At 72.9% G+C, this 11,570-nt stretch carries 10 protein-coding genes; 7 read left to right on the forward strand and 3 right to left on the reverse strand.

Features of this window, described 5'->3' with window-relative positions; translation table 11 throughout:
- The first annotated feature begins 369 nt into the window (after window positions 1-369).
- On the forward strand, window positions 370-1,977 hold the full coding sequence (locus ADK60_RS03800; RefSeq protein ID WP_053643240.1) for a M4 family metallopeptidase: 1,608 nt from the start codon (window positions 370-372) through the stop codon (window positions 1,975-1,977).
- A 129-nt stretch (window positions 1,978-2,106) separates the two neighbouring features.
- Here ADK60_RS03800 and ADK60_RS03805 read toward each other — a convergent pair whose 3' ends face one another.
- Window positions 2,107-2,430 carry a DUF3817 domain-containing protein gene (locus tag ADK60_RS03805; RefSeq protein WP_045941605.1) on the reverse strand — a complete coding sequence of 108 codons (324 nt, stop codon included), beginning with the start codon at window positions 2,428-2,430 and terminating at the stop codon, window positions 2,107-2,109.
- A 196-nt stretch (window positions 2,431-2,626) separates the two neighbouring features.
- Between ADK60_RS03805 and ADK60_RS03810 the strand changes: the two genes are divergently transcribed.
- The 4 genes from ADK60_RS03810 to ADK60_RS03825 all read left to right on the forward strand — a co-directional run bounded on the left by ADK60_RS03810 (window position 2,627) and on the right by ADK60_RS03825 (window position 5,657).
- Window positions 2,627-3,265 carry an AIM24 family protein gene (locus ADK60_RS03810; RefSeq protein WP_078879803.1) on the forward strand — a complete coding sequence of 213 codons (639 nt, stop codon included), beginning with the start codon at window positions 2,627-2,629 and terminating at the stop codon, window positions 3,263-3,265.
- Window positions 3,265-3,915 carry an AIM24 family protein gene (locus ADK60_RS03815; protein ID WP_053643242.1) on the forward strand — a complete coding sequence of 217 codons (651 nt, stop codon included), beginning with the start codon at window positions 3,265-3,267 and terminating at the stop codon, window positions 3,913-3,915. The genes ADK60_RS03810 and ADK60_RS03815 overlap by 1 nt, the downstream gene beginning before the upstream one ends.
- A 263-nt stretch (window positions 3,916-4,178) precedes the next feature.
- Entirely contained in the window at window positions 4,179-4,991 is an 813-nt protein-coding gene (locus ADK60_RS03820) for an AIM24 family protein (RefSeq protein WP_045941606.1), read from the forward strand.
- Window positions 4,992-5,132: 141 nt separating this feature from the next.
- Window positions 5,133-5,657, forward strand: coding sequence for a MarR family winged helix-turn-helix transcriptional regulator (locus ADK60_RS03825; RefSeq protein ID WP_079008029.1), 525 nt, complete (start codon window positions 5,133-5,135; stop codon window positions 5,655-5,657).
- Window positions 5,658-5,731: 74 nt separating this feature from the next.
- Here the strand turns inward: ADK60_RS03825 and meaB are convergent, their stop codons facing one another.
- Together meaB and ADK60_RS03835 are read right to left on the reverse strand one after the other, a co-directional pair.
- Window positions 5,732-6,688 (reverse strand): methylmalonyl Co-A mutase-associated GTPase MeaB, encoded by a 957-nt coding sequence (gene meaB, locus ADK60_RS03830; RefSeq protein WP_045941601.1) that lies wholly within the window; start codon window positions 6,686-6,688, stop codon window positions 5,732-5,734.
- Between the two features lie 86 nt (window positions 6,689-6,774).
- Window positions 6,775-7,968: an acetyl-CoA C-acetyltransferase gene (locus ADK60_RS03835; RefSeq protein ID WP_053643244.1), complete on the reverse strand. Its 1,194-nt coding sequence runs from the start codon at window positions 7,966-7,968 to the stop codon at window positions 6,775-6,777.
- A gap of 254 nt (window positions 7,969-8,222) precedes the next feature.
- Between ADK60_RS03835 and mce the strand changes: the two genes are divergently transcribed.
- Together mce and ADK60_RS03845 are read left to right on the forward strand one after the other, a co-directional pair.
- Window positions 8,223-8,666, forward strand: coding sequence for a methylmalonyl-CoA epimerase (gene mce / locus ADK60_RS03840; protein WP_030392762.1), 444 nt, complete (start codon window positions 8,223-8,225; stop codon window positions 8,664-8,666).
- A 498-nt stretch (window positions 8,667-9,164) separates the two neighbouring features.
- Window positions 9,165-11,570 (forward strand): polarized growth protein Scy-related protein (locus ADK60_RS03845; RefSeq protein WP_502687392.1); only part of this gene is annotated, 2,406 nt, incomplete at its 3' end.

Raw genomic sequence — 11,570 nt, forward strand, 5'->3', positions numbered from 1 at the left:
GCCCTTCTCTCCTGCACGTCCGCCCTTCTCCCGCCCGCGTAGCAAGACCGGCGGAGGCCGACAAGGGCCGCCGCTGGCGGGATCCCGCCAGCGGACGAAAGCGGACAACCGGCACAACCGTCGCACAGCCACCACCCGTTCGGGCCGTGGCGGAACCTGGCCAATACCCGGTGGCTCCCTGTTGTTCGACGGACTGAATTGTCATGCTTCTGCCCAAGCCCCGTCCGGACGTCCGTCGCCCCACCCACCGACGGACCGTCAGGCCGCACGGAGCAGCACGTCAACGCCCTACCGCCCCACGGCGCCAACCCCGGCGCCCCGGTACGCGGCGTGACCGCGCACCCGCGGTTTCGTGGAAGGAACCCGTACGTGAAGCGAAAGCTGACAGCCGGCGCCGTACTCTCCGCCTCCGCACTTCTGGCCGGCGCCATCCAGGTCGCCGCCGCCCCCGCCCAGGCCGCCCCCGTCCAGCAGCGCGAGGCGATCATCGCCCTGGCCGGCCAGCAGGCCGCGCCGGTGGCGAAGGCCCTCGCCCTCGGCGGCCAGGAGCAGCTGGTCGTCAAGGACGCGATCGTGGACGCCAACGGCACCCGCCACCTGCGCTACGACCGGACCTACGCCGGCCTGCCGGTCCTGGGCGGCGACCTCATCGTGCACCAGAAGGCGAACGGCACCGTCGCCTCGGTGGACCGGGCCTTCGACGGCCGGATCTCGCTGCCGAGCCTCACCCCGAAGCTCTCCGCCGACGCCGCCTCCACCCAGGCCGTCGACTCGGTCCGGGCCACCGTCGGCATCGCCCCGGCCGACGAGGACGCGTCCCCGGTCACCCGGGTCGACGGCGCCGGCAGCCCGACCCTGGTGGTCTGGGCGGGCGACGGCAGCCCGCGGCTGGCGTACCAGACCGTGGTCCACGGCGAGCGCGCCGACGGCACCCCGAGCAGCCAGCGACTGGTCACGGACGCCGCCACCGGTCAGCTGCTCTCCACCCACGAGGAGGTGCAGACCGCCACCGGCACCGGCAAGGGCGTGCACGTCGGGACGGTGACCCTGACCACCACCCAGAGCGGCTCCACCTACCAGCTCAAGGACCCGTCCCGCGGCAACCAGTGGACCGGCAACGCCAAGAGCGGCAACGCGCTGTACACCGACGCGGACAACAGCTGGGGCAACGGCAGCGCCTCGGACACCCAGTCCGCCGCGGTCGACGCGCAGTTCGGCACCGGCGCGACCTGGGACTACTACAAGGCCAAGTTCAACCGGAACGGCATCAAGAACAACGGTGTCGGCGCCAGCAACCGGGTGCACTACGGCAACGCCTACGTCAACGCCTTCTGGCAGGACTCCTGCTTCTGCATGACCTACGGCGACGGCGCCAACAACGTCAACCCGCTGACCGCCATCGACGTGGCCGGCCACGAGATGAGCCACGGTGTCACGGCGGCGACCGCCAACCTCACCTACTCCGGCGAGTCCGGCGGCCTCAACGAGGCCACCTCGGACATCTTCGGCACCATGGTCGAGTGGTACGCCAACCTGCCCTCGGACGTGCCGGACTACCTGATCGGCGAGAAGATCAACATCTTCGGCAACGGCAAGCCGCTGCGCTACATGGACAAGCCCTCCAAGGACGGCTCGTCCAAGGACTCCTGGTACTCCGGGATCGGCAGCATCGACGTCCACTACTCCTCGGGTGTCGCCAACCACTTCTTCTACCTGCTGGCCGAGGGCAGCGGCGCGAAGACCATCAACGGTGTCGCCTACAACAGCCCGACCTCCAACGGCTCGACGATCACCGGCATCGGCCGCGACAAGGCCGCCGCGATCTGGTACCGCGCGCTGACGACCTACTTCACCTCCAGCACCAACTACAAGGCCGCCCGCACCGGCACCCTGAACGCCGCCAAGGACCTCTACGGCGCGGGCAGCGTGGAGTACAACACGGTGGCCGCGGCCTGGAGCGCGGTGAACGTCAACTAGTCGGGACCGGACCACTCCCGGAAAAGCGACAGGCTGCCGGGGCCCACTGGGAGAGGGGGCCCCGGCAGCCTGTCGGCGTCGGGAGGAGCCGGGAGGGGTCGGGCGGCGGAAGGGCTCGCGCGGGCCCGGTCAGGCCGCGGCCGGCACCGCGGCCGCGGCCCCGGCGCGCTCCTCCTTGGCGAGCATCCGCTCGGCCACGAAGCCGCCGCCGGGCAGTACCGACAGGACGAACAGCACGGCGCCGCGCTTGACGTCCCACTTCTGCGACTGCCAGGCCATGATCCAGAAGACCACGTAGAGGATGAACAGGATCCCGTGGACCATGCCCATCACCGGCACGCCGTTGAAGCTGGTGGTGCGCTTGAGCACCGAGCACAGCAGCAGGAGCAGGAAGGAGACCCCTTCGGGGCCGGAGACCAGGCGCAGGCGGTGGACGGCGCTGCTGTTCACGATGGGTACCTCGATACGGGGGCTCGGAGATCGCTTGTGAACCGGCTCACAAGCATCCGCCCCATTATCACCGAGCACATGTCCGACCCCGCCCCCGGGGTGCGGGGACCGGAGTCCGGGCGGCCGCTTTGTACCGGACGCGTACCAGAACCCGGCCTCCCCCTCCCCCGCCCGGGCCGTCGACCGCTACATTGCGGCCGTGGCACAGTTTCGACTCCAGGGGTCCAAGACGCTCGCCGTCGACATGACCGGCGACCTCGTGAAGGCCAAGAACGGTTCGATGGTCGCGTACACCGGCCAGATGAACTTCAAGAAGCTCAGCGGTGGTGGTGACGGCATCCGCGGCATGGTGACCCGTCGGCTCACCGGCGAGCAGATGACGGTCATGGAGGTGAAAGGACAGGGCACCTGCTACTTCGCCGACCAGGCCACCGAGATCAACCTGGTGCGGCTGAACGGCGAGACGCTCTACGTCGAGTCCGACAATCTGCTCTGCACCGAGGGCACGCTCAAGACCGGCACCAGCTTCACCGGCCTGAACGGCGTCTCCTCCGGCAACGGCCTGTTCACGACCAAGGTCGAGGGGCACGGCTGGGCCGCCGTCACTTCCAAGGGGCCGGCGATCATCCTCCGGGTGTCCCAGGGCATGCCGCTGCGGGTCGACCCCGGCGCCTACGTGGCGCACACCGGCAACCTCAACCGCTCCATCAAGTCCGGCGCCGGCTGGAGCACCTTCATCGGCGAGGGCGGCGGCGAGGCCGTCCAGGTGGAGTTCACCGGCGAGGGGCTGGTCTATGTGCAGCCCTCCGAGAAGCTGACCGTCGGGGGCGACGTCTGATGGCGTTCACGAAGCTCAACAACAAGATGATCGAGGCCCGGGTCGTGCCGGGCCAGCGGCTGTTCAGCCAGCGCGGCGCGATGCTCGCGTACACCGGCGAGGTGCGGTTCACGCCGAACATCACCGGCGGCCAGGGCGGCGTCATGTCGATGATCGGCCGCCGGGTGGCCAACGAGGACACCCCGCTGATGACCGTCGAGGGCCAGGGCACCGTGATGTTCGGCCACGGCGGCCACCATGTGCAGGTGATCGACCTGACCGGCGACACCCTGTACGTCGAGGCCGACCGGCTGCTCGCCTTCGAGGGCTCGCTGCAGCAGTCCACCATGTTCATGGGCTCGCAGGGCGGTGTGATGGGCATGGTCCGCGGCCAGGTGACCGGCCAGGGCCTGTTCACCACCAAGCTGGACGGCCACGGCGCGGTCGCGGTGATGGCGCACGGCGGCGTCTTCGAGCTGCCGATCACCCCGCAGCAGCCGGTGCACGTCGACCCGCAGGCCTATGTCGCGCACCGCGGCCAGGTCCAGAACAAGCTGTCGACCGCGCTGGGGTGGCGCGACATGATCGGCCGCGGCTCCGGCGAGGCGTTCCAGCTGGAGCTGTCCGGGCACGGCACGGTGTACGTGCAGGCGAGCGAGGAGAAGCTCTGATGTCCTACCCGCCGCAGCCCCCGTACGGGCAGCCCCAGGACCCGTACGGCCAGTCCCCGTACGGCCAGCCGACCCAGCCCGGCTACCCCGCCGCCCCGCCGCCCGGCTACCCGCCGCAGGGCTACCCCCAGCAGGGCCAGCAGCCGTACCCCCCGCAGGGCTACCCGCAGCAGGGCGGCTACCCGCCGCCCCCGCCGCAGGGCTACCCGGCCCAGCCGCCGCAGCAGTACGCCCAGGAGCAGTACGGCGGCGCCCAGGCCCCGCTGCCCAAGGCGCAGGACGGCACCGGGCCGGTCGTCCACGACGTGCACAGCCTGCCGTCCAACGACAACGTCAACCCGTACGCCTTCTCGGTGGACCTCAACGGCTCGTACTTCCTGCAGAAGGGCAAGATGATCGCCTACTACGGCGACATCTCCTTCAAGGGTGTCGGCGCCGGCGCGATCGACCGGATGCTCGGGCAGCACTTCAACTCGCCGATGCACGCGGCGGACTGGGTGGTCGCCGAGGGCCGCGGCAAGCTGCTGCTGGCCGACCGGGCCTTCGACCTCAACTCCTACGACCTGGAGGAGGGGAACCTGACGGTCCGCTCGGGGAACCTGCTGGCCTACGAGCCCACCCTCCGGCTCAAGCAGTCGATCATCCCGGGCTTCCTGACCCTGATCGGCAGCGGCAAGTTCGTCGCCGCCTCGAACGGGCCGGTGCACTTCGTCGAGCCGCCGATCCGGGTGGACCCGCAGGCGCTGGTCGGCTGGGCGGACTGCCCGGCGCCGTGCCACCACTACGACCACGACTACATGCACGGCGTGATCGGCGGCCTGCGCCGACTCACCGGGCTGGGCGGGGCCTCCGGCGAGGAGCACCAGTTCGAGTTCATCGGCGCCGGGCAGGTGCTGCTCCAGTCCAGCGAGGTGCTGATGGCCGAGCGCGCCGTCGGCCAGGTGCACGCCGAGGCCGGGGTGCCAATGGGCGGGGTACCGGGCCAGCACGGCGCCGGCCAGGGCAGCCAGCTGCCGAACGTGAACGTGCCCGGCCTCGGTAATCTGGGCGACCTCGGGCGGCGCTTCGGGCTCTGACCGCCCGTCCCGCCCGCCGGTCCGACCGGTACGGCGCCGCGCCTCCCGCGCGCGGCGCCGTGGCCGGATCGCGGCGGCCGTCGCCGTGTGAACGCCGGTAAAGTCGTACAACATTGAACTATATGCGCTATCGTAGAAACCATGGACACGCACATCGTCGACCCGGCAGACGCCTCGGCCCCGCAGCCCGACGGGCCCGAGGAGGAGACCCCCTGGCTGACCGCCCGGGAGCAACGGTTGTGGCGCGCCCACCTGGAGGTCGCCAAGCTGCTCGAGTACCAGCTGAGCCGCGAGCTCCAGCCGCACAACCTGGCGATCAACGACTACGAGATCCTGGTCGTACTCTCCGAGGCGCCCGATCGGCGGCTGCGGATGACCGACCTGGCCACCGCGACCCTCCAGTCGAAGAGCCGGCTCTCGCACCAGATCACCCGCATGGAGAACGCCGGCCTGGTGCTGCGCCAGGAGTGTCCCGGCGACCGCCGCGGCCTCTACGCCAACCTCACCGAGCAGGGCTGGGAGACCATGCAGCGGGTCGCGCCCTGCCATGTGCGCAGCGTCCGGGCCCACTTCATCGACCGTCTCGCCCCCGAGCAGCTCGACGCGATGTACGAGGCGCTCGCCCCGGTCGCCGAGCACCTGCGCGGCCTGCGCGGACGCGGCTGAGAATCCCCCCGACGGCCGAGCGCGCGCGGCCCGGCACCCCTCGGCGGGGCGCCGGGCCGCGGCACGAGGCCGGCTCAGCTCGTGGTCAGGCCCGCCACCAGCCGGTCGGACGCACCGTACGGGTCCAGCTCGCCGGCCACCACCTTCTCGGCCAGGGCGGCCAGCTGCCGGTCGCCGTGCAGGTCGCCGATCCGGGCCCGCAGCGCGGCCAGCGCGATCGCCTCGATCTCCTGGGCGGCCCGGCGGCGGCGCCGGACCTCCAGCTCGCCGTGCTCCTCCAGCCAGGCGCGGTGCTTCTCCAGCGCCTCCACCACCTCGTCCACGCCCTCGCCCCGGGCCGCCACGGTCTTCACGATCGGCGGGCGCCAGGCCCCCGCCTCGCGGGCCTCGCCGAGGCCCAGCATGTGGTTCAGCTCCCTGGCGGTGGCGTCGGCGCCGTCCCGGTCGGCCTTGTTGACCACGAACAGGTCGCCGATCTCCAGGATCCCGGCCTTGGCGGCCTGGATGCCGTCGCCCATCCCGGGGGCGAGCAGCACCACCGCGGTGTCGGCCTGCGCGGCGATCTCCACCTCGGACTGGCCGACGCCCACGGTCTCGACCAGGATCACGTCGCAGCCGGCCGCGTCCAGCACCCGCAGTGCCTGCGGGGCGGCCCAGGACAGACCGCCCAGGTGGCCCCGGGTGGCCATCGAGCGGATGAACACCTCGGGGTCGGTGGCGTGGTCCTGCATCCGGACCCGGTCGCCGAGCAGCGCGCCGCCGGAGAACGGCGAGGACGGGTCGACCGCCAGCACGCCGACCCGCTTGCCCAGCCGCCGGTAGGCGGAGACCAGCGCCGAGGTGGTGGTGGACTTGCCCACGCCCGGCGAGCCGGTCAGCCCGACCGTGTAGGCGCGCCCCGTGTACGGCGCCAGCGCGGCCATCACCTCGCGCAGCTCCGGCGCGGCGTTCTCGACCAGTGAGATCAGGCGGGCGACGGCCCGCGGACGGCCCTGCCGGGCCTGCTCGACCAGGGTCGGCACATCGATCATGGGTGGGTCTCCTTGCGCCGAAGGGCTGCGCCCCGCTTGTGGCGGTGCGCAGCCCCGGTGTGGTTCGGTCGGTGGGCCGGTGCGGGTCAGGCCTTGGGGACCCGCACGATCAGCGCGTCACCCTGACCGCCGCCGCCGCAGAGCGCGGCCGCGCCGATGCCGCCGCCGCGGCGCTTCAGCTCCAGCGCGAGGTGCAGCACGACCCGGGCGCCGGACATCCCGATCGGGTGACCCAGCGCGATCGCGCCGCCGTTGACGTTGACGATCTCCGAGGAGACGCCGAGGTCCTTGGTCGACTGGTGGGCGACGGCGGCGAAGGCCTCGTTGATCTCGATCAGGTCGAGGTCCTCGACGGCGATGCCCTCCTTGGCCACCGCGTGCTTGATCGCGTTGGACGGCTGCGACTGCAGCGAGTTGTCCGGGCCCGCGACATTGCCGTGCGCGCCGATCTCGGCGATCCAGCTCAGGCCCAGCTCCTCGGCCTTGGCCTTGCTCATCACGACCACGGCGGCCGCGCCGTCCGAGATCTGCGAGGAGGTGCCGGCGGTGATGGTGCCGTCCTTGGTGAACGCCGGGCGCAGCCGGGCCAGGCCCTCGACCGTGGTGTCGGCGCGGATGCCCTCGTCCTGGCCGAACACGACCGGCTCGCCCTTGCGCTGCGGGATCTCCACCGGGACGATCTCGGCGTCGAAGATGCCGTCGGCCTGCGCCTTGGCCGCGCGCTGGTGCGAGGCGGCGGCGATCTCGTCCTGGACCTCGCGCGGGATGCCGAGCCGGGTGTTGTGCTTCTCGGTGGACTCGCCCATCGGGATGTTCTCGTAGGCGTCGGTCAGGCCGTCGTGGGCCATCGCGTCGAGCAGCTCGATCGCGCCGTACTTGTAGCCCTCGCGGGACTTCGGCAGCAGGTGCGGGGCGTTGGTCATCGACTCCTGGCCGCCGGCCACCACGATGTCGAACTCGCCGGCCCGGATCAGCTGATCGGCCAGCGCGATGGCGTCCAGGCCGGAGAGACACACCTTGTTGATGGTGAGCGCCGGGACGTTCAGCGGGATGCCGGCCTTGACGGCGGCCTGGCGGGCCGGGATCTGGCCGGCGCCGGCCTGGAGGACCTGGCCCATGATCACGTACTGGACCTGGTCGCCGGTGATGCCGGACCGCTCCAGCGCGGCCTTGATGGCGAAGGAGCCGAGTTCGGCGCCGGAGAAGCCCTTCAGGGAGCCGAGCAGCCGGCCCATCGGGGTCCGTGCCCCGGCAACGATCACAGAGGTGGTGTTGGTCATGGGACGAGCCCCTTCGCACGTCGTGGCCAGGTGGAGGATTCCGCTCAATGTACTGACCTGTTACCCGCCCGTCACCGGACCCATGGTGTGATCGAGCGCACTGGCACACTTCGGTCAACACCGTGCCGACCCGGCCCGGGTGAACCCTGCCGGGCCCGTGTGAGCAGACTCGCACCCGGATCGGTGGCGCCGCCGACCGTCATGCGCTGCACTGTTGCCGTCCTGTCGCGCCCGCTCCTCACCGGAGGCCATCCGTGCTCACCCGCATCGACCACATCGGTATCGCCTGCCGAGACCTCGACAAGACGGTCGAGTTCTACCGCGCCACCTACGGCTTCGAGGTGTTCCACAGCGAGGTCAACGAGGAGCAGGGGGTCCGCGAGGCGATGCTCAAGATCAATGACACCGGCGACGGCGGCGCCTCCTACCTCCAGCTGCTGGAGCCGATCCGGGAGGACTCCCCGGTCGGCAAGTGGCTGGCCAAGAACGGCGAGGGCGTCCACCACATCGCCTTCGGCACCGGCGACGTCGACGCCGACTCCGAGGAGATCCGCGCCAAGGGCGTCCGGGTGCTCTACGACGAGCCGCGGATCGGCTCGATGGGCTCGCGGATCACCTTCCTGCACCCCAAGGACTGCGGCGGGGTGCTGACCGAGCTGGTCACCGCCGCCGAGCCGGGCGCGCACGAGGGCCACTGACCCCTCCCCCGGGTGCCGCCGCGGTGCGGCACCCGGGTCTCCGGGGGCCCGTCACGGCCATGACCGGCCGGTAACCTCGGCCTTCGGGCCGGAAAACCCCCACGCGACCATTCCCCCGCCACACGCTCCCACTACAATGCCCAGGTGCGCGAAGACTCCGGGGGACGGAGGCGACGGGCACGGCCGAAGACAGGCCCGTCCGCCCCGGTGGGAGGCCCGTCGCAGGGGAGTCCACTACGCGGGCACGGCTGAACAGTCGCAAGACGGATCTGTCACCATTCTCCACAAGGCAAGAGTTCGCCCAGGAGTCCACCCGGACGGGGGAATGCGGATCGACCGCGCTCCCACGCCCAGGACTCCGACGACGCGGCGGACGTTCCCGGTACGACGGGGGCGTCCCGACGGCCGCGATGCAAGGACCAGTCGGAACGGCGCCCGGACCACGGGAGCGGACCGGCCGGGTCGAGGACGCGACCAGGAGATGGATGGGACCGCGGAGTGCGGGGCTACGACCGCTACGAGGTTGACGATCACCTCTCCCAGTTCGAGGCCGAGATGGATCGGACTCGGAAGGAGCGGGACAAGTCAGTCGAGCATGCCGAGGACCTCGCCTACCAGGTGGAGGTGCTCCGGGCCAAGCTGCACGAATCCCGCCGGATGCTCGCCCAGCCGCGCGCCTTCGACGCCGTGTCCGGCCAGGCCGAGCAGATGCTCCGCACGGCCGAGATGCAGGCCCAGCAGCTGCGCGCCGACGCCGAGCGCCAGCTGCGCGAGTCCCAGGCCGCGACCCAGCGGATCATGGCCGAGACCGCCGAGCGCACCGCCCGGCTGGAGGCCGAGCTGGCCGCCCGCCGCCGCCAGCTCGAGGACGAGCTCGCCGAGCTGCGCCGCAGCGCCGAGCAGCACGTCAACGAGAACGTCAGCTGGGCCGAGCAGGCCCGGGCCGGCACCGAGCAGGAGGCCCAGCGCCTGCTGCAGGAGGCCCGCGGCGAGGCCGACCGGCTGATGGCCGCGGCCCGTGCCGAGGCCGCCGCCCTCGCCGACCAGGCCCGCGCGCAGACCGCCGCCGACGTGGACGCCGCCCGCGGCGAGGCCCAGGCCGCCGCCGAGGCCGCCCTCCACCGCGCCCAGAACGACGCCGAGCGACTGCTGCGGGCCGCCTCCGAGCAGGCCCAGCAGGCCGGCGCCCAGGCCGCCGCCGATGTGGACGCCGCCCGTGGCGAGGCCCAGCTGCAGCTCGCCGTCGCGCACGCCGCCGCCGAACAGGAGCTGGCCGCCGCCCGCGCCGAGATCGGCCGGCTCACCGAGGTCGCCGCCGCCGAGCAGGCCCACGCCGAGCAGCAGCTGTCCCACGCCCAGGCGGAGATAGCACGACTGCGCGCCGAGGTCGCCGCCGAGGCCGAGCGGGCCCGGCAGGAGGCCGCCGAGCTGCGCGCCAGGACCGAGGCCGCCGCCGAACAGCTCCAGGCCGCGGCGGAGGCCGCCGCCGAGCGGCGGGTCGCCGACGGCGAGGCCGCCAGCGAGCAGCGCTCGCAGACCGCCCGCGCCGAGGTCGCCCGGATGGTCGCCCAGGCCACCAAGGAGGCCGACGCGATCCGCGCACAGGCCGCCACCAGGAAGGCCGAGGCGGACGCCGCCAAGGCCGCCGCCGCCGAGGAGAGCGAGCGGCTGCGCGCCACCGCCGAGTCGGTGGCCGGTCAGCTGCGCTCCGAGGCCGAGGCCGCGATCGCCGAGATGCGCGCGCAGGCCGAGCGGGACGTCGCCGAACTGCGGGCCCAGGCCGAGAGCGCCGCCGAGCGGCTGCGCGGCGAGGCCGAGGAGGCCGGCCGGGCGGCCGGTGCCACGGAGGCCGCCGCCCACCTGGCCAAGGCCGCCAAGAGCGCCGAGGAGATGCTCGACCGGGCCGGCCGGGACTCCGAGGCCACCCGCACCGGGGCGACCGCCGAGGCCGAGCGGATCCGGAGCGAGGCCGCCGCCGAGGCCGAGCGGCTGCGCGAGCAGGCCCGGGCCGCGGTCGAGGCCGCCCAGAACGCCGCCCTGGACGACGCCGCCGCGATCCGCGAGCGGATCCAGGAGATGCAGGACGAGGCCGCCCGGCTGCGCGCCGAGGCGGAGGAGCTGCGCGCCCAGGCCGCCGCCGAGGCGGAGCGGGTGCGCGGCGAGGCCCGCCGGCAGGCCGTGGTGCAGATCGAGGAATCGGCGAAGACCGCCGAGGAGCTGCTCACCACCGCCAAGGCCGACGCGGACGAGCTGCGCTCCGGCGCCGCCGCCGAGATCGAGCGGCTGCGCGAGCAGGCCAAGGAGCAGGCCGCCGAGACCCAGGGACGGGCCGAGCAGACCCTGGAGCGGGCCCGCGCCGAGGCCGCGAAGATCACCGCCACGGCCGAGCAGCAGGGCCAGGACGCGCTCACCGCCGCCAAGGCCGCGGCCGCCGAGAACCGCTCCGCCGCCGAGCGGGAGACCGCCGAACTGCGCCGCGAGGCAACCGAGTTCGACCAGCAGCTGCGGGCCGCGGCGACCGCCGCCGCGCAGGCCCTGCGGGCCGACGCCCAGGCCGAGGCGAACGCCGTCCGGGACGCCGCCGTCGGCGCCGCCGAGCGGCTGCGCACCGAGACCGACAGCGAGACCGCCCGCAGCCGGGCCGAGGCCCAGGCCGCCGCCGAGGCGCTGCGGGAGGAGAGCCGCCGCGAGCGCGAGGAGGCCTCCGCCGGGCTGCTCCGGGAGCGCGAGGAGACCGCCGAGCAACTGGCCGCCGCCAAGGCGGCGCGCGAGCAGGCCGAGGCCGCCGCCGAGGAGCTGGCCGGACGCACCGCCGCCGAGGCCGCCGCCGTCCGCGAAGCCGCCGACACCCACGCCGAACGCGTCCGCACCGAGGCCGAGACCGCCGCCGCCGACCTCACCGAA

Source organism: Streptomyces sp. XY431, from assembly GCF_001279805.1.
In the GTDB taxonomy this organism is placed as follows: Bacteria; Actinomycetota; Actinomycetes; order Streptomycetales; family Streptomycetaceae; genus Kitasatospora; species Kitasatospora purpeofusca.

Coding starts and splice junctions, on each gene's coding strand:
- ADK60_RS03815 (WP_053643242.1), top strand. CDS start 3,265: ATGGCGTTCACGAAGCTCAACAACAAGATGATCGAGGCCCGGGTCGTG.
- ADK60_RS03825 (WP_079008029.1), top strand. CDS start 5,133: ATGGACACGCACATCGTCGACCCGGCAGACGCCTCGGCCCCGCAGCCC.
- meaB (WP_045941601.1), bottom strand. CDS start 6,688: ATGATCGATGTGCCGACCCTGGTCGAGCAGGCCCGGCAGGGCCGTCCG.
- ADK60_RS03835 (WP_053643244.1), bottom strand. CDS start 7,968: ATGACCAACACCACCTCTGTGATCGTTGCCGGGGCACGGACCCCGATG.